General features: G+C 39.6%; 21 protein-coding genes and 1 riboswitch. Of the genes, 15 read left to right on the top strand and 6 right to left on the bottom strand.

Annotated elements, in window-relative coordinates:
- Positions 1 to 44: 44 nt before the first annotated feature.
- The 6 genes from J0A69_RS02945 to J0A69_RS02920 all read left to right on the top strand — a co-directional run bounded on the left by J0A69_RS02945 (position 45) and on the right by J0A69_RS02920 (position 6,734).
- Positions 45 to 2,600 (top strand): M14 family zinc carboxypeptidase, encoded by a 2,556-nt coding sequence (locus J0A69_RS02945; protein WP_206585016.1) that lies wholly within the window; start codon positions 45 to 47, stop codon positions 2,598 to 2,600.
- A 169-nt stretch (positions 2,601 to 2,769) separates the two neighbouring features.
- A complete protein-coding gene (locus J0A69_RS02940; protein ID WP_394369871.1) occupies positions 2,770 to 3,900 on the top strand; it encodes an amidohydrolase family protein in 1,131 nt (376 codons plus the stop codon).
- Positions 3,901 to 4,080: 180 nt separating this feature from the next.
- Complete coding sequence (locus J0A69_RS02935; RefSeq protein WP_206585015.1) at positions 4,081 to 4,884, top strand: LytR/AlgR family response regulator transcription factor; 804 nt, start codon at positions 4,081 to 4,083, stop codon at positions 4,882 to 4,884.
- A gap of 78 nt (positions 4,885 to 4,962) precedes the next feature.
- Complete coding sequence (locus J0A69_RS02930; RefSeq protein ID WP_236032599.1) at positions 4,963 to 5,598, top strand: dioxygenase family protein; 636 nt, start codon at positions 4,963 to 4,965, stop codon at positions 5,596 to 5,598.
- The gene (locus J0A69_RS02925) at positions 5,591 to 6,208 is read left to right on the top strand and encodes a YceI family protein (RefSeq protein WP_206585014.1); all 618 of its coding nucleotides are present in this window, start codon (positions 5,591 to 5,593) and stop codon (positions 6,206 to 6,208) included. The genes J0A69_RS02930 and J0A69_RS02925 overlap by 8 nt, the downstream gene beginning before the upstream one ends.
- A gap of 94 nt (positions 6,209 to 6,302) precedes the next feature.
- Positions 6,303 to 6,734, top strand: a complete 432-nt coding sequence (locus tag J0A69_RS02920) for a hypothetical protein (protein ID WP_206585013.1) — start codon at positions 6,303 to 6,305, stop codon at positions 6,732 to 6,734.
- An 85-nt stretch (positions 6,735 to 6,819) separates the two neighbouring features.
- On the opposite strand, the gene J0A69_RS02915 is transcribed toward J0A69_RS02920, so the two are convergent.
- Positions 6,820 to 9,210 carry a TonB-dependent receptor gene (locus J0A69_RS02915; RefSeq protein WP_206585012.1) on the bottom strand — a complete coding sequence of 797 codons (2,391 nt, stop codon included), beginning with the start codon at positions 9,208 to 9,210 and terminating at the stop codon, positions 6,820 to 6,822.
- A 137-nt stretch (positions 9,211 to 9,347) separates the two neighbouring features.
- Positions 9,348 to 9,444: riboswitch (TPP riboswitch) on the bottom strand.
- A 119-nt stretch (positions 9,445 to 9,563) separates the two neighbouring features.
- Here J0A69_RS02915 and J0A69_RS02910 point away from each other — a divergent pair.
- The 5 genes from J0A69_RS02910 to J0A69_RS02890 all read left to right on the top strand — a co-directional run bounded on the left by J0A69_RS02910 (position 9,564) and on the right by J0A69_RS02890 (position 14,063).
- Positions 9,564 to 10,409: a fumarylacetoacetate hydrolase family protein gene (locus J0A69_RS02910; protein WP_206585011.1), complete on the top strand. Its 846-nt coding sequence runs from the start codon at positions 9,564 to 9,566 to the stop codon at positions 10,407 to 10,409.
- An 11-nt stretch (positions 10,410 to 10,420) separates the two neighbouring features.
- Complete coding sequence (locus tag J0A69_RS02905; protein ID WP_206585010.1) at positions 10,421 to 10,777, top strand: TfoX/Sxy family protein; 357 nt, start codon at positions 10,421 to 10,423, stop codon at positions 10,775 to 10,777.
- 70 nt (positions 10,778 to 10,847) lie between these two features.
- Positions 10,848 to 11,270 carry a hypothetical protein gene (locus tag J0A69_RS02900; protein ID WP_206585009.1) on the top strand — a complete coding sequence of 141 codons (423 nt, stop codon included), beginning with the start codon at positions 10,848 to 10,850 and terminating at the stop codon, positions 11,268 to 11,270.
- Positions 11,271 to 11,326: 56 nt separating this feature from the next.
- Entirely contained in the window at positions 11,327 to 11,758 is a 432-nt protein-coding gene (locus J0A69_RS02895; protein WP_206585008.1) for a secondary thiamine-phosphate synthase enzyme YjbQ, read from the top strand.
- Between the two features lie 94 nt (positions 11,759 to 11,852).
- Positions 11,853 to 14,063 (top strand): DUF5916 domain-containing protein, encoded by a 2,211-nt coding sequence (locus tag J0A69_RS02890; RefSeq protein ID WP_206585007.1) that lies wholly within the window; start codon positions 11,853 to 11,855, stop codon positions 14,061 to 14,063.
- Here the strand turns inward: J0A69_RS02890 and J0A69_RS02885 are convergent.
- Positions 14,060 to 14,629 carry a glycosyl-4,4'-diaponeurosporenoate acyltransferase CrtO family protein gene (locus J0A69_RS02885; RefSeq protein ID WP_206585006.1) on the bottom strand — a complete coding sequence of 190 codons (570 nt, stop codon included), beginning with the start codon at positions 14,627 to 14,629 and terminating at the stop codon, positions 14,060 to 14,062. The genes J0A69_RS02890 and J0A69_RS02885 overlap by 4 nt on opposite strands.
- A gap of 12 nt (positions 14,630 to 14,641) precedes the next feature.
- Positions 14,642 to 15,574 carry a polysaccharide deacetylase family protein gene (locus J0A69_RS02880; protein WP_206585005.1) on the bottom strand — a complete coding sequence of 311 codons (933 nt, stop codon included), beginning with the start codon at positions 15,572 to 15,574 and terminating at the stop codon, positions 14,642 to 14,644.
- 160 nt (positions 15,575 to 15,734) lie between these two features.
- On the opposite strand from J0A69_RS02880, the gene J0A69_RS02875 reads away from it, so the two are divergent.
- Positions 15,735 to 16,343, top strand: coding sequence for a DUF1684 domain-containing protein (locus tag J0A69_RS02875; RefSeq protein WP_206585004.1), 609 nt, complete (start codon positions 15,735 to 15,737; stop codon positions 16,341 to 16,343).
- Positions 16,344 to 16,808: 465 nt separating this feature from the next.
- Entirely contained in the window at positions 16,809 to 18,242 is a 1,434-nt protein-coding gene (locus tag J0A69_RS02870; protein WP_206585003.1) for a DASH family cryptochrome, read from the top strand.
- Between the two features lie 37 nt (positions 18,243 to 18,279).
- On the opposite strand, the gene J0A69_RS02865 is transcribed toward J0A69_RS02870, so the two are convergent.
- Genes J0A69_RS02865 through J0A69_RS02855 form a run of 3 tightly spaced genes read right to left on the bottom strand, consistent with a single transcriptional unit; the run spans position 18,280 to position 21,005 of the window.
- On the bottom strand, positions 18,280 to 19,512 hold the full coding sequence (locus J0A69_RS02865; protein WP_206585002.1) for a serine hydrolase: 1,233 nt from the start codon (positions 19,510 to 19,512) through the stop codon (positions 18,280 to 18,282).
- Positions 19,509 to 20,570: an aminotransferase class I/II-fold pyridoxal phosphate-dependent enzyme gene (locus J0A69_RS02860; protein WP_206585001.1), complete on the bottom strand. Its 1,062-nt coding sequence runs from the start codon at positions 20,568 to 20,570 to the stop codon at positions 19,509 to 19,511. The genes J0A69_RS02865 and J0A69_RS02860 overlap by 4 nt, the downstream gene beginning before the upstream one ends.
- 12 nt (positions 20,571 to 20,582) lie before the next feature.
- Entirely contained in the window at positions 20,583 to 21,005 is a 423-nt protein-coding gene (locus tag J0A69_RS02855) for a VOC family protein (protein ID WP_206585000.1), read from the bottom strand.
- A gap of 59 nt (positions 21,006 to 21,064) precedes the next feature.
- Here J0A69_RS02855 and J0A69_RS02850 point away from each other — a divergent pair, with 59 nt between their 5' ends.
- Entirely contained in the window at positions 21,065 to 21,967 is a 903-nt protein-coding gene (locus J0A69_RS02850; protein ID WP_206584999.1) for a patatin-like phospholipase family protein, read from the top strand.
- Positions 21,954 to 22,583 carry a class I SAM-dependent methyltransferase gene (locus J0A69_RS02845; protein ID WP_206584998.1) on the top strand — a complete coding sequence of 210 codons (630 nt, stop codon included), beginning with the start codon at positions 21,954 to 21,956 and terminating at the stop codon, positions 22,581 to 22,583. The genes J0A69_RS02850 and J0A69_RS02845 overlap by 14 nt, the downstream gene beginning before the upstream one ends.
- The last annotated feature ends 10 nt before the right edge of the window (positions 22,584 to 22,593 follow it).

The following is a 22,593-nucleotide window of genomic DNA, read 5'->3' as shown; positions in this document are numbered from 1 at the left end:
ATCTAAGTAAGAATTTAGTCGAAAGTTTAAAACCATCTATCTATATGAAAAAGGTTACTCTGTTAGTGATTTTATCACTCTTTGCCATCTCTGGGTTTGCCCAAGTGGATCTGAGTTACTATTTACCAAAGGCTTATACCTATGATCCTGCCATTCCTACTCCCAAAGAAGTTTTGGGCTATGAGGTTGGAGAGTGGCATGTCAGCCATGATCAATTGGTCATGTATATGAAAGCAGTGGCTGAGGCTTCTGATCGTGTAATTATCGAAGAGACTGGTCGAACTTATGAAAAAAGGCTTCAAGTCTTATTGACGATTTCTTCGCCTGCGAACCTTTCCAAAATAGACCAAATCAAAGCAGAAAGGGCAAAATTGAGAGATCCAGGAGCTTCTGTGGATGTTGCCAATATGCCGATTGTCATGTTTATGGGATATTCAGTTCATGGTAACGAGCCAAGTGGATCTAATTCTTCCCTTTTGGCAATCTATCATTTTGCTGCTGCTAAAGAGGTCGGTCCAGATCTGGAAAAAATGGTGTTGTTATTAGATCCAGCAATCAATCCAGATGGATTAAACCGATTTGCTTCTTGGGTCAATTCTCATAAATCATATAACCTCAACGGTGATCCAAATGGAAGAGAATACAATGAAGCTTGGCCAAGAGGAAGAACCAACCATTATTGGTTTGATTTGAACAGAGACTGGCTGCCTGTACAGCATCCTGAATCAAGAAATCGAGTTCGGGTTTTCCAGGATTGGCTTCCAAATATCCACTTGGATTTCCATGAAATGGGAAGTAACAGCACCTTCTTTTTCCAACCGGGAGTTCCAGCACGGATGCATCCCCTTACGCCAACCAAGAATTTTGAGTTGACCAAAAAGATTGGTGAATACCACGCAAAAGCTTTGGATCAAATTGGCTCTTTGTATTACAATCAGGAAAACTACGATGACTTCTACTATGGAAAAGGATCAACTTATCCGGATGTCCAAGGTTCGATAGGGATTCTCTTTGAGCAGGCCAGCTCAAGAGGTCATTTACAAGAGACGGATTATGGAATGCTAAGCTTTCCTTTTACCATCAGAAATCAATTTACTGCAAACCTTTCTTCCTTTCAGGCCGCCAAAGAAATGCGTCAGGAGCTAAACCAGTGGATGAAGGATTTTTACGGTGAAGTGAAAACAGAAAGCGATGCTGATGTAAACAAAGCTTACATTTTTGGAAGTAAGGAAGACCTTGCAAAAAGCTACCATTTGGCTGACTTGATTTTGCAGCATGATATTGAAGTCTTCAGCTTAAAAGAAGATGTGACTTTGAATGGTCAGGAATTCAAGAAGGAAAAATCATTCATTGTTCCAGCCAATCAGCCACAATACAGATTGATCAAAGCAATGTTCGAGACCCGAACAACTTTTGCCGATAGTCTTTTTTATGATATTTCAGCTTGGACTTATCCGATGGCTTTTGATTTGGATTATGTGGCTTTGAATAGCCGCATTCTGAATTTGGCAAGCACTGAGAAAGTTGATAAAAACACCTTTAAACTTGCGCTGGGTAAAGTTATCGGAGCTCCTGGAGCTTATCAGTACGCTTTGGAGTGGACGAATTATTATGCTCCGAAAGCAACCAATAAATTGATGAAGGCTGGATTTATGGTTCGCGTTGCCCATGCAGAATTTACCACACCTGAGAGAAAAACTTTTGGAAGAGGCACCATTTTGATCGGAAAGGGTGATTCAGGATTGGATGAGAATGCCATGTACCAAAAACTGAATGAGATTGCTGCTTCTTCAAATGTGGATATTCATGCGATCAGCACCGGATACACCACTGGTATTAACATGGGTTCTACCTTTACAGATCCTTTGGATAAGCCTGAAATAGCCTTGCTTGTGGACGGTGGAGTAGATAGCTATGAGGCTGGTGAGATCTGGCATTTGTTGGATCAACGCATGGAAATGGCTATCACCTTATTACCAATGGATGCAATAGGTGGAGGAACCTTGGATCGCTACAATGTGATTTTGATGCCGGATGGTCGCTATAATTCTTTGGGGAAATCCGGAGCAGCTGCTCTGAAAGAATGGGTTGCTGATGGAGGAACACTTGTGGCAAAAGGTGGTGCATTGCGATTCTTGGCACAGAATGAGGTGGGTAATTTTACTTTCCGATCTGGCTCCGAATCAGAAAAAGGGCTTCAAAAAAGCTATGCTGACTATGAAAATGCAACGGGCGCCAAAGTTACAGGTGGAGCGATTTTCAATGCAAAGCTGGATTTGACTCACCCGATTGGTTATGGATACACCCATTCGGATATCCACACATTTAGAAATGATAATTTCTTCTTGGAGCCATCCGAAAACCCATATGCCAATCCTTTAGTCTACACTGAGAACCCATTGGCTTCAGGATATTTGCATCCTTCAAATTTGGAAGCACTTAAAAACGGTGGAGTTATCCGTGTTTCCAGTGTAGGTAGAGGAAGAATTATTGGATTTGCCGATAATATGAATTTCCGGGCTTTTTGGTTCGGCACTAACAAGCTTTATATGAATGCCATCTTCTTTGGACAATCCATCCAAGCAGGAACCGGCAGATAAAAATTATGGATTTGTTTGGTTAAAATCCCGGATCATTCGGTCCGGGATTTTTTTTGGATTGGGGTTTTTTAAAAAACTTACATCCAATTTGTGTTTTCTTCCGTTTTACAAGTTATTGTTTTGAGTTCTATCTAAAATCAACCATTTACCCTTTTCACCCAAGAATCACATGCTTAAATCTGTACCATTCAAATTAAAAGCCTTCGCTTCCCTTACTTTTCTTGCAATTTCCACAGTTTCTTTTGCCCAGGAAATGAGTTTTGAGGAATACAATCCACCGTCAACACTCAAAGTCCCAGAACATATTGTTCAGCGTGCAAAATTTCCATTCGTTGACATTCACAGCCATCAGGGAGGAATCAATGAGGCTAGAATTGATGAGCTGGTGAGTGAAATGGATGAGTTGAACATGGGAGTTTTGGTAAACCTCAGCGGAAGAGGCTTTGGTCGAGGAGATAGCAATAGCCAACAAGAGTATATCAAATCCATGATCAGTGAATTTAATACTCATGCACCGGGAAGGTTTATGGTTTTCACCAATTTGAATTTTGCCGGATTTGGGGATGAAAACTGGACTCGTGTGGCTGTGAAGGAATTAGAGGAAGATGTAGCTGCCGGAGCCAGTGGATTGAAAATTTACAAAAGCCTTGGGCTGAATGTGAAAGATATCAATGGAAACAGAGTACCTGTGGACCATCCGGATTTGGACCCAGTTTGGGCAAAAGCGGGTGAATTGGGAATTCCGGTAATCATTCACTCGGCTGACCCAGCGCAATTTTGGCAGGAAATGGATGCAAATAACGAGCGTTGGTTGGAGTTGAAAACACATCCAAACAGAAAAAGAGGATATGATAATCCTGCTCCATTTGAACAGATTATCGCGGAGCAACATCATGTTTTTGAGAAGCATCCTGAGACTACTTTCATCAATGCCCATATGGGTTGGATGGCAAATGACTTAGATGCTGCAAGTGCCCATTTGGAAAAATTTCCAAATGTAAATTTTGGAATAGGTGCAGTGATCGCAGAGTTTGGTCGCCAGCCGAAAAGAGCCCGAGAATTTTTTGAAAAATACCAAGACAGAGTTCTTTTTGGAAAGGATGCCTATAACAAGGAAGAGTATTACACTTACTTCAGAGTCCTGGAAACTGACGATGAGTATTTCCCTTACTACAAGAAATACCATGCTTTTTGGGCGATGTATGGCTTAGGCCTTTCTGATGAAGTTTTGAAGAAACTGTATTACAAAAATGCACTTCGTATCGTACCAGGAATGGATAAAAGTGTGTTTCCGGATTGATTAAAACTCTTGGATCCACTGAGTTCGCAAAGATTTACACAGAGGCAATAAGGATAATAAAGGTTGATTAATTCTTTGTTCGACCTGTATTATCTGATTTTCATTTGAGTGAAATATCAGTTGCATATAAAATTTTTTGGAGAGAAAGGGTAAATTAAACTGAACCCAGAATTATTGAACATGACACCAGAAAAACCTAGAATCAAAGCAACGCTTAAATATCTCGTTGTTTTGGTTTTGGTGCTTTTGGTGACAATTTTTCAGGATTACTTAAGTTCGAGATACAACGACTATTCCTTTTATGCATCCGAATCTTTCCTTTTCAATACATTTTGGATTCTGATTTTGCCGGTTGCTTTTCTTTTTAACTGGCTTTTTCAAAAGGATTCAGTAAATAAAAAGCTCCCGAATCCATTTGTCAAAAGGTTGTTTTTTGTGTTGCTGACAACACTTATCCACATCCTGCTTTTTGCCAGCTTGATAAATTTGATTTCTGCGCTTTTCTATAAGCATACTTTTGGGTTCTTACGAAACCTCAACTACACTATTTCTGAGGATTTATATAAATACTTGTTGATTTACTCCGTTATTTCATTGGTTTTAATTAGAAAGAAAAAACCCGCCCAATCTGAAAAGCTGCAATATTTAGAACAATTGGTGGTTGGTTCTGGAAGGACAAAAATTGCAATCAGAACTTCAGATATTTCCTATATCAGCGCAGCCTCACCCTATATTGCTATTCATTATGATGATAAAAAACAGTTGCATACCGCAACTCTCAAATCCATTTTGAAGGAGCTGAATCCAGCTAGATTTGTGCAGATTCATAAATCCACTATCGTAAATATCAGCCATGTGACTTCCTTCAAGTCCCGCCTCAATGGAGACTATGATGTGCTGCTTTCAAACAAGCAGGAACTCAGATTAAGTCGTAATTATGTGGATAACTTCAAAGAGAAGATTTCTATGTCTTCATCGTCTTAAGGTAGATTTTCCACAGCTCAGCCAAGTTGGTTTTTGCATTAGTAGACTTCTTCCAACCTTTTGGGAAAAATCTGCGAAATGAAAATTTGTAAACTGATCATGCTGTGCTTGACGTTTTGGAGTTTTTTCTCCTGCAATGCACAATCAACAAAATCCCAAAAAGAAAAAATCGTTGGAGGACCTTGTGAAGGTTGCGAGGCAATCTTTGAATATGGTGATAAAAAGCTTTTACCAATTGATACGCTTCCACTTTTTATTGAGAACGAACCCAAGCTAAAGATCACAGGGAAAGTGTATCAAAGTGATGGAAAATCTCCTGCTGAAGGGGTAATTATTTACATCTACCATACTAATAGAAGTGGTTTTTATCAAACTCAGGGAGATGAAGAGGGTTGGGCAATACGTCATGGGTTTATTCGGGGCTGGGTAAAGACGGATTCAAAAGGGAATTATACTTTTTACACCTTTCGTCCAGCTGCTTATCCAGATCGGAATGAACCGGAACATATTCATCTGACGGTGAAAGAACCTGGGAAAATAGCCTACTATCTTGATGATTTTGTATTTGAAGACGATCCTCTTTTGACAATTGAAAAGAGGAAAAATCTGGAAAATAGAGGTGGGTCTGGAGTTGTGAATCCCATTATGGAAAATGGCATTTTAACGATTAACCGAGATTTATTTCTGGGATTGAATATTCCTTATTATGAATAAGCTTTTCTTGTTTCTAAGTGTGATGTTAATGCTTAGCTGTGTGGATAAGTCTGATTCCAAAACATTTCCACATATCACAGAAACCTTTTCTGATGGAGTAATTGATACATTAGAAATTGACCTCTCAGCTTCTAGAATATTTTGGAAAGGGACAAAAATGATGGGCTTAGGTAAGCATGAAGGAGAAATAGCTCTTCGGTCCGGATACCTTTTGGAGAGGTATAACCAATTAATTGGCGGAGAATTTTTATTGGAAATGAATAGGATTATAGTAACTGACATTCCAGCAACAGATCCAATTCCCATTCGAAATCTTACGAATCATTTAAAAAGTGCTGATTTTTTTAATGTGGATAAGTATCCTATTTCAACTTTCAGAATTGAACAAATTATAAGGAATGCCAATGGAGACTTGATAATAATTGGAGATTTGGAAATAAAAGGAATTACAAACAGAATTTCCTTTTTAGCCAAAAAGTATGAAAATCAATTTAAAGCGGCGGTGGAAATTGATCGATTCAATTGGGACATAGCATATAGTGGAAGTTGGGCTGATCGGACGCTTGTTGATAGGGAAATACAGCTTAGGATAGAATTAGCTCTTTATTGAGGAATTGATAATTTTAGGAATCAACCAATATCCGACCGAGTTGTCTCAATTTAACCATAAAAATAAAAGTTCTGGAATTAATGGAACTCGACTATTGAGCCTCATTTTTTTAACAGCTGGAGGTATAGTTTTACTTGTTCCACTATACTTTGAGGTGAATACTGACCCGCAGAAAATAGGTATCGTAGGTGGCGGAGCTTTTTTAATTGGTTTGTTAATGGTTTCAATTTATTCTGGAACTCTCATCGACTTTGAAGAAAATAGATTCAAAGAATATCAAAGTATCCTATGGGTTAAAATTGGGGACTGGCAGGAACTACCAAAAATCGAAAAAGTAGAACTTATCCATCATACTTTTCAAAGTAGAAATACTCCCAATGGAATAAGTCCCACACTTTCGCAAGTCATCACCATTTATAAATGTGTTATGCTTGTCGACGGCACCAAGTTTTTAGTGCTGGATTACAATCAGGAAAAAGATGCAGTTATGGCTTTGGAGAAAATAAAAAGTGGTTTGGGGATTTGAAAAGTTCATCATTCTTAAGCAAAAAAAGCACTGACACTTCCTAATAAGAATTAGGAAAGCCAGTGCTCCTTTAATTAGAGTCTCTCTAAAACTTCAAATTCAAACCCAACATAAAATTGGTTCCTGCCATCGGGTAATAATAGTTTTCAGTAATTAATTCTCTTCCAGAATCTCCAGGAATGTAATAGCTAAAAGTGTAGCCATTCGGTTCGTAGAGTTCATTGAAGATATTATTGACCAAAAGGTTCAACTCCAAGCTTTTGAAGAATCTCGGTTGTACTTGGTAGCTCACACGAATGTCATTGGTGAAGAAGGCATCGAGAGATCTGCTGTCACTGGATGAATTATCCAAGTATTGCTTGCCCACGTATTTCGACATCCAGTTCAACGAAAGATTTTCAACTGGTCTATACTCGATAATTGCCGAAGCAATGGCATTTGGAGAAAAAGCAATGTCGGTATCCTCATAAGTGAAAGCTTCTTGCTGAAATTCAGCTGTGCTATAATCATCCACATATTCAGTGAATTCCTCGATCTTGTTTTGGCTAAGTGTCAAATTCCCACCCAAAGTCAAAGCCTTTGAAACCTGATAAGCTCCAGAAAGCTCGATTCCAGCTCGGTAAGAATTGGCCACGTTTTCCCGGATATAAGCTCCTACATCATTGATCTGGCCAGTTAGAATCAACTGATCCTTGTAATCCATGTAGTAGAAGTTGACATTGTAATTAAACTTGCCTTTTTGGGCTCTTACACCAGCTTCAATGTCATTCAGTCTTTCTGGTCTTGGAATTTCCGTGATTGGATTATCCGTAAAGTCCGAACGCTTCGGCTCTCTATTGGCTACAGCATAGCTAGCATACCAAACCTGACCATTGCTTCGCTCATAACTCAAACCGAATTTTGGATTGAAGAAGGTATAGGTCTGATTTCCATCAACGATTCTCTGATCGTCGTTGACTCCAAAAAAAGTGTAGTTAATGCCACGCACCTGCAAATCCCCGAACAGATTCAATCCAGGACTGATTTCGTGGGTTGCTTTCAGGTAAATATTTCTATCGTCTTTCACAGCATTGTTGTCATAATATCGATCTCGAATATTAGTTTCTCCAGCAACTCTCGCCCAAATGATTTCACCAAAGTGATCTCCATCGTAGCGATTGGCTCCACCGCCTAAGATCACATCCCATTTTCCATCATCCGAGATATAATTGACTGAAGCGATACCTCCAAAGAAGTCATTATCTAGCCATCTTCGGCGAATGATATCAGTGCTGGAAATAGTCTCCTCCCCAATTTGAACATCTGGAAGTCCATAACTTGCAAAGTCATCATCTTCACGGAACTGCTCGTAATAACCTCTTCCATAGGTATAATGAAGAGCGGCGTTGGTTTTCCAGTTACTTCCGATTTTTCCAGTGTAAATCAACTGATAATGATCTTGTTGGTAATTGTCAGTTTCATTATCGTATGTGTAATAATTGAAGGTTCGATCATCCTCCAGCTTAGACTCAGGAAGCCCATACCAAGCTTGGTAAGTCTGTTCTTTTCCAGAAAAGACATTCAGTTTTACCACATGGTTTTCGGAATAATATCCTGCAGAGACAAAGAAGGATTTCAGGTCTGAAAATGCACGATCCACATAGCCATCGGATGTGATTTTAGAAAGCCTTGCATCCACTGCGAAATGATTGTTCAACAAGCCTGTTCCTGCTTTTACCGTATGTTTCCAGGAATTAAATGAACCCACAGAGTTGGAAATTTCCGCATAAGGATCATCATTTCTTGTATCTGTTTGAATATTTAGACTCGCTCCGAAGGTTGCAGCTCCGTTAGTGGAAGTTCCAACACCTCGCTGGATTTGAATATTATCCACAGAAGAAGCAAAATCCGGCATGTTGACATAAAACACCCCGTGAGATTCTGCATCATTCATAGGAATACCGTTGACAGTCACATTGATTCTGCTTTGATCAGAGCCTCTGATGCTCATGCTGGTGTACCCGATTCCGGCTCCTGCATCTGAATTGGTCACTACAGAAGGAGTGAAATTCAATAATATCGGAATGTCCTGCCCCAAGTTTCTTTTGGAAAGCTCGGCTTTATCGATGGTTTGGAAAGTCGTAGGAGTTGTAGCTGAGGCTCTTGTAGCAGAGACTATAAATTCCTCGGTCAGCAAATCAGTAGGATTTAAAGAGAGTGTCAAATCTCCTACAAAAGGGACTTGTATTGTTCTTTGAAGAGTTTCAAAACCTACATACGAAACACGGAGTTGAACCTCCCCTTCTTTTAATTTGGTGATAGTAAAATCTCCATTTTCGTCAGTGACAGCTCCTCGTCCTTGTTTTTCGGTCCAAACGGAAGCTCCAATTAATACTTCTCCCGTTTTGGCATCCAGGACTTTTCCGCTAAGGCTGCTTTGAGCCCAAGTGGAGATTGCAAACAGGCATAATGCCAGGTTTAACAGTACTTTTTTCATGTGTTTTCCCTTGCGGGTTATTCTGGTTAAACATGAGAAAACTTAGGGGAAGTCTTCCGTGATTGTTTACCCGTATGCACAACTTGTACAAAACAGAAAGCGCAACGGCGCCTTTTCGCGAATTCGATTTGGTACTAATGTTATGCTGCTCATTTCCCTTCGCCGGCATTACCCGGATCAGGTCTTATGGGTATGATCTCAGCCCGAAATATTTAGGCACCCCTTATGATCTTGACACAAAGGTAATGGGGAAAAGCATTTATGCAATTCTCAAAAATGAAATTCCTTGTTTTGCACAGCTAGCCTTCCCAAATCTTTTCCTTAAATTCCGTTTTCAACAAACCCTTAAACCTATGAAACTGTACAAACTTCCTTCTGGAACCTTACTTCAAACTTCCGACTCTTTTCTTTTGGGCCCAAGCCTAAACTGGAATGACCTTTTGGGAAGAGAAAACCTCAAAGAATACCTCACCATTGAGTCTAAAACTTGGAGAAGTTTGGAAGAAGAGGAAGCTAATGACTTGATAAAAGCAGGTTTGCAATCTCCTATGGGAGACCAGGAAATCTGGGCAGCTGGAGTGACTTATTACAGAAGTAGGACTGCAAGAATGGAAGAAAGCCAGGATGCAGGAGGAGCGGATTTTTACGATAAAGTATATGCTGCGGACCGACCCGAGTTATTCTTCAAAGCCACCTCAAGCAGAGTATCGGCACCAGGAGGAAAAGTCAATATCCGAAAAGATTCTACTTGGGATGTGCCAGAGCCAGAACTTACGCTGTTGATTTCTCCAGCGGGAAGAATCCAAGGATTTACAGTAGGCAATGACATGAGCAGTAGAAGTATAGAAGGTGAAAATCCGCTTTACTTACCGCAGGCAAAGGTTTACCAAGGCTGTGCAGCCATTGGCCCATGCATTCTGGTCCAGGATGAGATTATTTCCGAAGAGACTTTGATCAAACTGGAGATTTACAGAGAGGGTCAGCTTGCATTTACTGGAGAAACAGAGTTGACTCAATTGAAGCGGAAGCCGAAGGAATTGGCCGAATGGCTCTTTAAGGGGAATACTTTCCCGATTGGTTGCTTTTTGATGACAGGTACTGGAATCGTTCCTGACGATTTCACTCTGGAGGTAGATGATAAGGTCTGTATTACGATCGAAGGAATCGGTACTTTAGAGAATTTCATTGCCAAAATTTAAATTTATCAGGCATGGCTTATGATGAATATTTAGCCGAAAAAATGAGCCAAAGCCTCCAGCAGAGAGGAGCATCTTTCGAAGCCAAAAAAATGATGGGAGGCATCGCCTTTATGGTCAATGAGAAAATGTGCATCGGCTTGAACAGAGATAAAGCGACTGGAAAAGAAAGACTAATGGTGCGGGTGGGGGAAGAAGCCCAAGAAATGTGTATGAAAAGGACAGGTTGTAGAGCAATGGATTTTACCGGAAGGCCCATGAAAGGATTTGTACACGTTGATCCTGAGGGCTTTGACCAGCAGGAAGACTGGGATTTTTGGGTTGAAACAGCCCTAAGATATAATCCATTTGCAAAAAAGAGTAAAAAATAAGATCTGTTTACCATTGGCTTATTCATCTTGGCAAAGATGTTGCAACACATAGGTCGGAACTAGCCGATATATGAAATTACCAATGAAACAGTTTTCGATTTTTGCCTTACTTGTCTTTTTAACATTTTCCTGTGATTTCAACGATCTCCCCGAACCAAGGGACGAAAGCCAAAAATGGGCTCTTGCCGGATATCAAGTAAATGTCTCGGGAGAAATGGAATATACAAGCATCCAGGATTCAGCTTATGTTTATTCCATGATGCCTGATGGAAGTTTCACTAAGACTGTTGGCGAGTATACTTTGCAAGGAACCTATGAACAATCCTTATCAGATGGTTTGACTCATTATAAATTTCAATATTCGACCAAAAACAGTCTTTTAGTGCATAGTTGTACACCAGATGTTGAAGATTATTTTATCAATAGCAAGGGGCAGCTTACAGGAACTTGGGATGAATGTGATGGTTCAAAACTGTATTTTGACAAGGAATAATTGAAAGGAGGCGAAGGCCTCCTTTTTTATTTTGAGTGGAGGTTTTACTTTTAGAGATGAGTCAGTTTTTCCAGAAAAAAATTCGCCTTCCCCAGTTTCCTTCAGGCTATCATTTGATTACCGATTTAATCGAGTCTGAATTTCCAGAGATAAGAAAAATAAAGACGGGATTTTTGCAGGTTTTTATCCAGCATACTTCAGCAGCATTGACCATCAATGAAAATGCTGACCCAACCGTTAGAAAGGACTTTCAGACCTTTGTCAATGAATTGATTCCTGAAAATTATCCTCGATTCATCCATACCTACGAGGGGCCAGACGACATGCCAGCGCATATCAAGGCTAGTTTTTTTGACTCCAGCCTTCATATCCCGATTTCATCCGGACGCTTGGCCTTAGGAACCTGGCAAGGGATTTATCTTTGCGAATTTAGAAGGCACGCTTCTTCTAGAAATCTGATGCTTACCGCTTTTGGTGATTTGGTTTAGCCAATTTTAAAAGCTATCCGATATTTCTACCATTGGTATAATAAAAGTCTGATTCTAAACGTTCGTCGATATTTTTGTCGCTTATCCCATGATAATGCGAAACTATATTTTATTATTTCTGATAATATTAGTTACGACGACTAGTTCATATTCTCAAGGAATTTCAAACCCGAATGCTTTTGCCTTTAAAATCTCCACACCGATTGTTTTGGATGGGGAATTGGACGAAGCAATCTGGCTAGATACTGAAGGATGGAATACTGATTTTATGCAGTATTTTCCTTCAGATACTTCTTTGTCTGAAGTCAACACCCGAGTAAAAGTCGCATTTGATGATAACAACCTTTACATCGCCGCCATTATGGAAAATAATGGTCCAAGGGAGTACGTATCGACTTCTTTGAGAAGAGATTACCGAGGACAGCAAAATGACGGGATCACTTTTGTCTTTGACACATTTAACGATAAGACGAATGCCTTTCAATTTGGAGTAAATCCCTATGGTGTTCAAAGAGAAGGATTGCTAGCAAATGGTGGAATCAGAAGTGAAGACTTGAGTCTAGCTTGGGATAACAAATGGTACGCGGAGGCAAAGATTTATGATACGCATTGGCAAGTAGAGGCAATTATTCCGCTTTCTACCATCCGTTTCAAGGATGGAGCTCAAAATTGGAATGTAAATTTTTATAGAATTGATAGTCATACGGGTGAGAGAAGTACTTGGTCTCCTATTCCTAGAAACTTATCCATCATTTCTACAGCATTTAATAGAAAACTGATCTTCCAAGAGCCTGTCAGAAAAAATTCAGCTAACATTTCTTTGATCCCCTATGTGGCTGGTAAGACTTCCAGAAATTATCTGGAAAACACTTCGGAAAGTTTTTCACCGGCATTCGGTGGAGATGCAAAAGTAGGTATCGGACCTGCGATGAATTTGGATTTGACTTTCAATCCAGACTTTTCCCAAGTAGAAGTGGATCAGCAGGTAACCAACCTGGATAGATTTGAAATATTTTTCCCGGAGAGGAGACAGTTCTTTTTAGAAAATGCGGATCTCTTCGAAAGCTTTGGTTCTAGACAATCCAGGCCGTTCTTTTCCAGAAGAATTGGGGTAGACATAGACTCGGCAACTGGGCAAAATATCCAAAGTAAGATTCTATATGGAGCCAGATTAAGTGGAAAGATCAATGAAAACTGGCGCTTGGGAGTCATGAACATGCAGACTGCCACGGATGATGAAGCGGGTATTTCAGGAAAGAACTTTTCTGTGGTGGCGCTTCAGAAAAAGATATTTACACGCTCAAATATAGGGATCATCTTCGTTGACAAGGAGTCTCTCGCTTTGGATGAATATCAATCTCTTTTCAATCCTAATGATTACAACCGTTTACTTGGGGTAGATTACAACTTGAATTCAGCTGATGGCAAATGGACTGGAAAAGTGTTTTACCACAGGACTTTTGAATCAAAAGAAACAGTAAAACCTTACTCATTTAATGCCTATGTGTTGTACAATGACATTCACTGGGCTTGGAGTTTTAGCTATCGAGATGTCGGTGAAGATTTCAATCCTGAAGTGGGTTACCTTCCTAGGTCAAACTACAAAAGATTAAATCCAGACATAGCCTATTTGTTTTATCCTAATTCGAATTTGATCAATCGTCATGGACCTAAGATCGAATACGAAGGATTATGGAATGAAACTATTGGAACAACAGATCGGGACATCAATCTGAGTTATAATATCCAGTTCAATTCATTTTCGACAATCACTGTTACCCAGAAAAACAGATATGTGTACCTGTTTCAGGACTTTGACCCTACCCGAACCGGAGGAGAAAAATTGGAAGCTGGGACGGATTACAAAACCAAGACACTTCAAGTTGAATACAGCAGTAATCCACGGAACCTATTCTTGATCAAATTGGAGGCTGAAGCTGGACAATATTACACTGGAGATTTCCAGAGAGTTGTCAGTGAAATGGGTTTACGAATTGGGAATAAGGCCAACATCTCCATGAATTTCAATTATGCGAGAATTAGACTTCCTGAGCCACAAAATGATGCAGATTTGGTTTTAGTTGGGCCTAGAATTGATTTGACCTTTACCAAAAAACTCTTCTGGACAACCTTCATCCAGTACAACAACCAGATTGATAACATGAATATCAATACACGTTTACAATGGAGATTTGCTCCTGTTTCGGATTTCTTCCTGGTTTATACAGATAATTATTTCCCGGATACTTTCGCACCAAAACAGCGTTCCTTAGTCTTTAAGCTGAATTATTGGTTGAATCTTTAAAGCCTGTCAATAATTCTACTGAGCCTAGCCCGATGCATTCTTTGCAAAAGAACTGGGTATAGATTGATAAAAATATTGAGGAGCAAATTAACAAAGGCCATTGTCCAGAAGCCTAAAACTAAGCTCCAGATACTAAGTCCTATAATAATTACAAAAGGAATGAAATGTCCAAATTCCGAGCTTTTGGACTGAATTACCCAATGTTTGATTCCTGATCTGGAGCCGTCAAAATATCGTTTTCGCTGTTTTTTATCCTTCCAAAAAGTCAGTAAGAGAAATTTTTGAAATAGAGTTAGACCAACTTTTCTTCCCATCTCCTGAAATCTATCAGGGTTTGAGATTTTATAATATCCCTCAGGCAATAACTTATAAGTAGGCCAGGCAAAACCTACGAAAGCAAAAGCACCGAGGATGATGATATTGGCAATCAAACAATATAAAATCACTTGACCTGTTGAATCTGTCTGGAAAACTGGCCATTGGAGCAGAATATCTTTTGAAAGATAAAATAGAAATGCACTACCTAGAGATAAGAGTATTTTCGAAAAAACTTCTTTGATAGTCAATGGCTTGGCTGTTTAAAGTGTTTTTCCAATTTCCTTCCAGGTAATTAGCTGAATGTTATTTTTTTCAATGAGTTCTTTCGCTTTTTCACTGGTAAAGAAATCAAAATCAGCTTGTCTCCAAGGAGCGTGATAGGTGTCATGTCCTGCCGTGACAGCATTCATTTCCTCATCATCAAATGCCAAATGGACTAGAATTATATGAACTCCAGGTTCTAGGTTTTTCAAGGCTTTTGTATAAAACTGCTCCATTCCAGCCTCGTAATCTTCTGGATTTGCCATGATAATTTGATTGATCACAGGGATATTTTCGAGATTGATTCCTTCGAAAACTCCCATGTTTGGCTTGATCAATCCTTCCATGATTTCGGTATTGACCATGGCTGGAATCTTGAGTTCCTGCGCAATTTTTAAATAAGAACGCATGTATTCAGGTTTACCATAGAAAATACAACCCATGTGTGAGTCTAGATGAGTTGGGGTAATTCCCATCTGATTGGCTGCTTTGATTTGGGCACGGATTTCTATCTCTACTTCCTCAGGACTGGCATTTGCTGTTACTGGAGTGCAATCTGAGTACATAAACCCTCTTTCGTCACTTAATCCTGGAACTTTCGTCCTGCCTGCTTTTGGAGGCCAATTGAAGTTTTCCCACTCATTCGTTAAAGTTATGTGGATCCCGATATCTGCGTCTGGAATTTCCTTTGCCATCACACCTACCTCAGCAGACCAAGCACTGGGCACCATCATACTGGTAGAAGTAACCAATCCTTTTTTCAGGGCTTCGAAAGTTGCCTTGTTTTGGGAATGAGATACGCCCACATCATCGCCATGAATAATCAATAATTTGGCATCTTTGGGATAGCCCATTTTTTCGGCAAGCGTTTGTGCTTTGGCCTGAATACAGACAAGAAATAAGAAACAGAACCAAACAGAAAGTCTTTTCATAGTGAAAAATTATTTTTTCTAAGTTAAAGGTTTTAAGAATTATCCAAAGGGTTCTTTCTTGGGGCAATCTTAACTGGTTGCAGAAAGTATTTCAAAGGCTATTGTAAATGCCAGATTGCTTTATGAATTTTAGAGTTCTAGCTCCTTATTCTTTCTTTTTATGAAAAAGAAATTTTTCCTTCTGTCTATTGCATTTGTTTGTAGCACTGCATTTTCCTTTGCCCAGGATTATGAAAAATCCATTCGTGATTTTCAAAAGGAGCTTAATGAAGAATATAAAAACCCTGAAGAGTCACCTTTGACGGAAAAAGAAATAAAGGCATTTGAAGGACTACCTTTTTTCCCTGTTGATGAAAAATATCGAGTCGTAGCAAAATTTGAAAAATTGCCTCCTCAAGGCTTATTTCAAATGAAAACAACTGCGAATCAACTGCAAGACTATGATATCTATGGAGTAGCAACTTTTACTTTCGAAGGAAAAGAATATCAATTACATATCTACCAAAGCCATAGATTGAGGACTCAAGAAAAATACAAGGATTACCTGTTTTTACCTTTTACCGACCTGACCAATGGCAGTGAAACTTATGGTGGAGGCAGATATTTAGATCTGACAATTCCAGCTGGAGATACGATTGTGCTTGATTTTAATAAGGCTTACAATCCCTATTGTGCCTATGCTTCGAAATACTCTTGCCCGATTCCACCAAAAGAAAATGACCTAAAATTGGCTGTTCGCGCTGGTGTGACTTATTCGCTTAAAAAATGATCTTCGGGAGGATCTTCTAATTTTTATAAAATTTGGCTTTCACACGATAAACCCACAGATAAGTAAAGAAGCCTGCAAATACCTGAATCAGAAGAAAGTAAAACCAGGTGTTTGGGTTTTTTAGCGGCTCCCAATTGAGGGTATTATTATAATATAATTTGGTAATCATCAGTGCCAAAGTACATGCTGGTAAAACCACTGCCAACCAGAAAAAGAAAAATGATCGATAGATAAAAGGGATTTTTTGGGGCTTCGAGGGAGACTTTGAGTTTTTATTTTTCATAAACCGGACGCAGAGCAATGCTTTTCAGATTACATAGTTATCACAAAATTTTCTGATTCGGTAGGTCTAATTATAATAGTTCAACTACCAAAATGGCTTAAAAATCGAGTTCTGAGCATTGCCTTCAGTATTTTTTCCACTAAAACCTAAAACACTTGGATTAAACAGGCTGTTGGAAGGTCATGAAGTTTAATCGAGTGATCGTTTGGTTTCGGAATGATTTGAGAGTTAGAGATAATGTCACTCTCAGCAAAGCTATCCAAAGTGGAAAGGAGATACTCCCGGTCTACTGCTTTGATCCACGTATGTTTGAGCAAACTGAGTTGGGGATTCCCAAAACAGGTTTGCATCGAACACGCTTTTTGGTGGAGGCAGTTACAGATTTGAGGGAAAATCTACGGGAATTAGGAGCAGAATTGATAATTCTGGAAGGCAAGCCGGAAGAAGAGCTTTTGCAATTAGCGGAAAAATACGAAGTCGAAGCGATTTACTTTTCAAAGGAAGTTACTTCAGAGGAGAGAAATGTGGATAACTCACTGGAATCCGCTGCTTGGACCAAGGGGATAGTCACAGAAAGTTTTTGGCAAAGTACCCTTTATCATTTAGATGATCTCCCTTTTCCCATTAACCAACTTCCTGAAGTTTTTACTCAGTTTAGAAAGTCTGTAGAAAAAATGTCAGAAGTAAGGGCTGAAATACCAAGCCCTCTTACTGTTTCATATCCTGGTACTGAGGTGATTTTCAGTGCAGGGGATATCCCAGAATTAAGTCAATTTGGATTGGAGGAAGCAAAGCAGACCTCGCGTTCTGTTATAGGGTTAGTTGGAGGGGAACGTGCCGGTTTGCGGCGACTCCAATCCTATTTTTGGGATGATGACTTACTGAAAAATTACAAACAGACCCGAAATGGTCTTTTAGGGACTGATTTCAGCTCAAGGTTTTCAGCTTGGTTGGCTTTGGGATGTCTCTCCCCAAGGACAATTTATTATGAAGTGAAGCGGTATGAGAAAGAGCGAAAAAAGAATGACAGCACCTATTGGCTGATTTTCGAATTGCTTTGGAGAGATTATTTCCGCTTCATCTGTAAGAAGCATGGAGATCAGGTTTTCCACATTTCAGGAATCAAAAATCAGGTTGATAGTTGGAATAGGGATCAGGAACAGTTTGCTCTCTGGTGTGAGGGTAAAACAGGAATTCCTTTTGTTGACGCAAATATGCGAGAGCTGAATCAATCAGGTTTTATGTCCAATCGGGGAAGGCAAAACGTTGCAAGCTTTTTGGTCAATGATCTGGGAATCGACTGGACTTGGGGAGCGAGTTACTTCGAAAGCAAATTGATCGATTACGATGTTTGCTCCAATTGGGGGAATTGGATGTATGTGGCAGGGGTTGGAAATGACCCTAGAGAAAACCGATATTTCAACATTTTGAATCAGGCAAAAAACTATGATAAGAATGGGGATTTTGTGAGGGCTTGGATTCCAGAATTAGCAGCCATCAAGGGTTTTGACATCCATCAGCCAGAGGAGTTAAATTCCTCCGAACTCAAAAAGATGAAAATAGAATTGGGCAAGACTTATCCACATGCAATGATTGAAATGAAAAAGTGGGCCTAATGATTTATTGATTCGCGCAAAAAGTAGCTATTCATTTTTAGTAACTAAACTTGACCGAACTCAAATCAGACTGTATTGTCTTCTTTCTTTGCAATTCAAGTTGGTAGAGATATTCACCCAACTCTGCAAAAAATGGTTTTCCTATTTCTTCGAATTGATAATTGTTATCGTTGAGCGTTTCGTTTTCATTAGCGTAGACAACAGCTGAGACGAAAAATTCTATGTTGTTTTTATAGTCCACAAAATAGGAGCCGTCGATCAAGAATCCATAGGACCAACCAGTCTTATTGAAAATCCGAAACTGCTCTGGAATTTGACTGGTGTCTGCTCCAAACTTGAAAAACTTCGAGTATGAATCGTAGTATTCAGGTTGTGGATAACTTGGATAATCACTTTCTCTTGGAAGTGTACTCATGGACTTCAAAACAAATTTTCTATTCTCTTCAGAAATGTTAAAACGCTCAGATTCGGTAAAGGAATAAGGAAAGATGATCCGTTGTACTACACCGTGTAATTCACTGAGTGGAAATTTGTTTTTGTAAGTAAAATCCATGGGCCCATGAACCAAGGAATCATTCACTATATGTGCTTTCCCGATTTTTGGATCACCCGGAACTTTATAGTCTCGATCAGTATGTCTCTCCGGTAATTCAAGCAAAATATTTCCTGACTTATCCACAAATTTTAAAGGATTGAAATATCTGTTTTCTTCAGCACTAATTGGAAAACTCAATCTCTGACTTATTACACTGTTAACCAGTCCTTTATCCTGAAGTTTTTTATTGATATAATCTAAGCCAAGCACTTCGTAAAGCCGGTTATAGGCATCATTGTCAGAAACAATCAGGATTTTCTTGATGTAATGGGCGATACTTGGTAGAGAGTCTTTAGAGGAGTTATCCACAAGAGCGGGAACCTGGGATGGTCGAACAGAATCTATCAATAAAATACTTTCTTTTGTTAAGTTATCCACAGCCTGTTCTTCCAGCCATTCCAATGCTAGCAAAGCAACCGGGAGCTTAACAGTAGAAGCAGGATAATAATAAAGTGAATCATTCAGATGAAAAAAATAATCCGTAAACATAGGGTTTCCATGTTCATTTCGATCGATCTGAGTGTATAGAATCTGAACTTTGTATTCATCAGGATTTGATAAGACTTTTTGTAAAGTCGGGTATTTTTCTAGTCCATCCTCAAAAGGTATTGGATCTTTTGGCTGGCAAGAAACTAGGATTAGGAATGTGGATAAGTAATATAAAAAGGATTTCATCTTTGATAGATTTCTTTGATATGGGCCCAAAGTGAATCAATATCCTCTGCTGTGTGAAAGGATGAAAGTATGATCCGGTTGACTGATTTATCTTTTGAAGTCGGATAGGGAAATGAGGAGGTAATGATTTTTTTTGCTTCCAACTTTTCTACCCAAGTTTCAGGACGATATGAGAATACAGGATAATTTTTAATCCCATAGATATGCTCTGGGATTTCATTCTTTTTCTCAAAGTATTTGATGAGCTGCATCAAACGGCTTTTTTGCTCCCTATATAGCTCCTTTGATTTCAAAAAAGCATGTAAATAGGCGGGTGGACAAGGAGAAGCTCCTCCATAGATGGGAAGTTTCCGGATGTTTTCGGCTGTTTTTTCATTGCAAAGGATAATTCCAGCGGGAAGGCCTAAGCCTTTTCCCAGGGATCCAGAGACCAGCAAATTAATCGGTAAATCTTTCCATTGGTAATAGGTTCCAAAAACACTTTTCCCAATGACTCCAAATGCATGGCTATCATCAATCAACAAGGTGACCTCGTGTTTTTCTGCCAGCTGCGCAACCCAATCGTAAGAATGGATTTCAGGAATCATTGGATTTACTGCATTTCCTAAAATCAGGATTTTTTGGGAAGGCATTTTCCGAGATTTTTCCAAGCAGGATTGCATCCAGGAGTCAAAACTGGTTTTTGGATCTGGTTTGAGATCCAAAGGCAAAATCGCGGGGTGAGTATCAGGGGCTACCCAAATTTGATCGCATTTATCAGATAGGTATTGGAGGGCTGTCATTCCTGCCAAGTAGCCACTGCTCATCACAATGGCATTTTCCGCTTCAGCTTGTTTGGCAAAAGCTTCTTCAAACTTTTCGTAGATAGAGAGCCTTACATTGTTGATTCGACTCAAGCCATGGTTTAGCCCATATTGTTCCATTCCCCGAATCAACTCTTCCTGAAATTCAGGAGATTGGCCGATACCGAGGTAAGAAGTACCACTGAAGTAATGGTAAATTTTACCTTTTACTGTTAGGGTTCTGTCTATTTTACTATCCAGCGAAAAAGTATTCAAAGACTTGAGGGTTTACTTTGCGAAAATCTGGCTTGGGTCTTGAAACGATTTGAATTCCAATGCATTTCCACAAGGATCCAGGAAAAACATGGTTGCCTGCTCGCCTACTTCGCCTTTAAAACGAATGTAAGGTTCGATGACGAATTCTATTCCATGAGCTTTCAGTTTATCAGCCAAATCATGCCATTCTTCCCAAGGTAAAATAGCTCCAAAGTGGCGCACAGGCACGTTTTTGCCATCTACTGCATTTGTTTTGGCCAAGGCTAATTCCTCAGGTTTGATGTGGGCAGAAAGTTGATGTCCAAAGAAGTTGAAATCAATCCATTTATCAGTGCTCCTGCCGATATCGCAGCCTAGTAAATCGCCGTAAAATGCTCTGGTTTCTTCGATATCCCTGATTGGGAAAGCCAGATGAAAGGGTTTAAATTGGCTCATAATGCGTACTTTCGTTTGAAATTTTCAGGTCCAATTTACTTTATTATTCCTTGAAAAAAATGTCAGAAAGAAAATCTGTTTCCTTGGTTTTGAGCAGCGGTGGCGCAAGGGGATTAGCGCACGTGGGAGTGATTGAGGAACTTGAGAATCGAGGATATGAAATCAAAGAAATCGCGGGCTGTTCTGCTGGGGCTTTAGTGGGAGGAATGTATGCTGCCGGAAAGTTGGAAATCTTCAAGGACTGGATTTGTCATTTGGATCGAGTGGATGTTTTTTCTTTGATGGATTTCACTTTTTCTAGTAGAGGATTTATCAAAGGTGAAAAAGTGTATAATGCTTTGAAAAAAGTCATCAAAGACTGCCAAATAGAAGATTTGGATGTAGCTTTTTCATGTAATGCAGTGGATTATCGCTCGGGTGAAGAGGTCATTTTTAGATCTGGAAGTCTTTATGCCGCCATTCGTGCATCTGGTAGTATTCCGACCGTTTTTCAGCCAGCGCGGATAAATCATCAGGAATTGATTGATGGAGGAGTTTTGAATCCTGTTCCGATTTCTTTGCTTCAAGATCCAGGTGATAATTTGCTGCTGGTAGTGGGTTTGAATGCTACTGATTCTGAACTGGTGGCTCCTCCAAAAAAAGACGCAGAGGGCCATCGCTTAATTTCTTTGCCAGGTTGGCTTAAGGAATACAGAAACAAAATGAGGGAATATTTTCCAGAGCAAGTAAAACCAGAGAAGGTTACATCCATGAGTTCGATCAATTTAATGACACGATCTTTTGACTTGCTTCAGGATCGGTTTTGTTCTTTGTTGATTGAAAAATACCCTGTGGATGTGACAGTTCAGATTGCGAGGAATCAAGCCGGAACTTTGGAATTCCATCGGGCAGCAGAATTGATAGAAATCGGAAGGCTAAAAGCGGCGAAAGCCTTAGACCAATGGGAAAATGGAAATAACTGAATTAAATAAGCTACTGGGAAATGTGGATATCTACCTTTTGGATCAGATCCTGAAGGGGCGATTTACCAAAGAGATGAAAATCCTGGATGCTGGATGTGGAGAAGGGCGAAATGCCGTTTACTTTATCAATGCAGGCTATCAGGTTTTTGGAATCGACATAAATGAGACTGCGGTTCAATACTGTCGTTACATGGCTAAAAGTTTGAAGCCAAACTATGATGCCCATCGGTTTCAAGTAGGAAAATTGGAGGAAATTCCTTTTCACAAGGAAGCCTTTGATGCAGTGATCTGCATGGCTGTTCTGCATTTCGCAAAGGATGAAAAAAATTTCTGGGAAATGATCCAAGACATGCTTCGGGTGCTGAAACCAGGAGGAACTTTATGGTTTCGGATGTGTACAGGATTTGGCGGAATATTGGAGCAATCCGAATCATTGGGAGATAGCAGGTATTTACTTCCTGATGGATCCGAGCGATTTGTGTTGCAACAAAAACATGTGGATAAGTTTCAGGAAATGGGATTGGAATTTCTTGAAAACCCTAAGACAGTTTTAGTACTTGGACAACGGGAAATGGGAGTTTTTGTGATGAAGAAAAAAGAGTACACTGACAACTGAATACTGAGAA

This window comes from Algoriphagus pacificus (genome assembly GCF_017254845.1).
Taxonomy (GTDB): Bacteria; Bacteroidota; Bacteroidia; order Cytophagales; family Cyclobacteriaceae; genus Algoriphagus; species Algoriphagus pacificus.
This window is presented reverse-complemented; position numbering and strand designations above follow the sequence as displayed.

Bases quoted from the DNA above. Each gene is read 5' to 3' on its own strand.
- J0A69_RS02945 (WP_206585016.1), top strand. From the start codon at position 45: ATGAAAAAGGTTACTCTGTTAGTGATTTTATCACTCTTTGCCATCTCT.
- J0A69_RS02940 (WP_394369871.1), top strand. From the start codon at position 2,770: ATGCTTAAATCTGTACCATTCAAATTAAAAGCCTTCGCTTCCCTTACT.
- J0A69_RS02935 (WP_206585015.1), top strand. From the start codon at position 4,081: ATGACACCAGAAAAACCTAGAATCAAAGCAACGCTTAAATATCTCGTT.
- J0A69_RS02930 (WP_236032599.1), top strand. From the start codon at position 4,963: ATGAAAATTTGTAAACTGATCATGCTGTGCTTGACGTTTTGGAGTTTT.
- J0A69_RS02925 (WP_206585014.1), top strand. From the start codon at position 5,591: ATGAATAAGCTTTTCTTGTTTCTAAGTGTGATGTTAATGCTTAGCTGT.
- J0A69_RS02915 (WP_206585012.1), bottom strand. From the start codon at position 9,210: ATGAAAAAAGTACTGTTAAACCTGGCATTATGCCTGTTTGCAATCTCC.
- J0A69_RS02910 (WP_206585011.1), top strand. From the start codon at position 9,564: ATGAAACTGTACAAACTTCCTTCTGGAACCTTACTTCAAACTTCCGAC.
- J0A69_RS02905 (WP_206585010.1), top strand. From the start codon at position 10,421: ATGGCTTATGATGAATATTTAGCCGAAAAAATGAGCCAAAGCCTCCAG.
- J0A69_RS02900 (WP_206585009.1), top strand. From the start codon at position 10,848: ATGAAATTACCAATGAAACAGTTTTCGATTTTTGCCTTACTTGTCTTT.
- J0A69_RS02895 (WP_206585008.1), top strand. From the start codon at position 11,327: ATGAGTCAGTTTTTCCAGAAAAAAATTCGCCTTCCCCAGTTTCCTTCA.
- J0A69_RS02890 (WP_206585007.1), top strand. From the start codon at position 11,853: ATGCGAAACTATATTTTATTATTTCTGATAATATTAGTTACGACGACT.
- J0A69_RS02880 (WP_206585005.1), bottom strand. From the start codon at position 15,574: ATGAAAAGACTTTCTGTTTGGTTCTGTTTCTTATTTCTTGTCTGTATT.
- J0A69_RS02875 (WP_206585004.1), top strand. From the start codon at position 15,735: ATGAAAAAGAAATTTTTCCTTCTGTCTATTGCATTTGTTTGTAGCACT.
- J0A69_RS02870 (WP_206585003.1), top strand. From the start codon at position 16,809: ATGAAGTTTAATCGAGTGATCGTTTGGTTTCGGAATGATTTGAGAGTT.
- J0A69_RS02865 (WP_206585002.1), bottom strand. From the start codon at position 19,512: ATGAAATCCTTTTTATATTACTTATCCACATTCCTAATCCTAGTTTCT.
- J0A69_RS02855 (WP_206585000.1), bottom strand. From the start codon at position 21,005: ATGAGCCAATTTAAACCCTTTCATCTGGCTTTCCCAATCAGGGATATC.
- J0A69_RS02850 (WP_206584999.1), top strand. From the start codon at position 21,065: ATGTCAGAAAGAAAATCTGTTTCCTTGGTTTTGAGCAGCGGTGGCGCA.
- J0A69_RS02845 (WP_206584998.1), top strand. From the start codon at position 21,954: ATGGAAATAACTGAATTAAATAAGCTACTGGGAAATGTGGATATCTAC.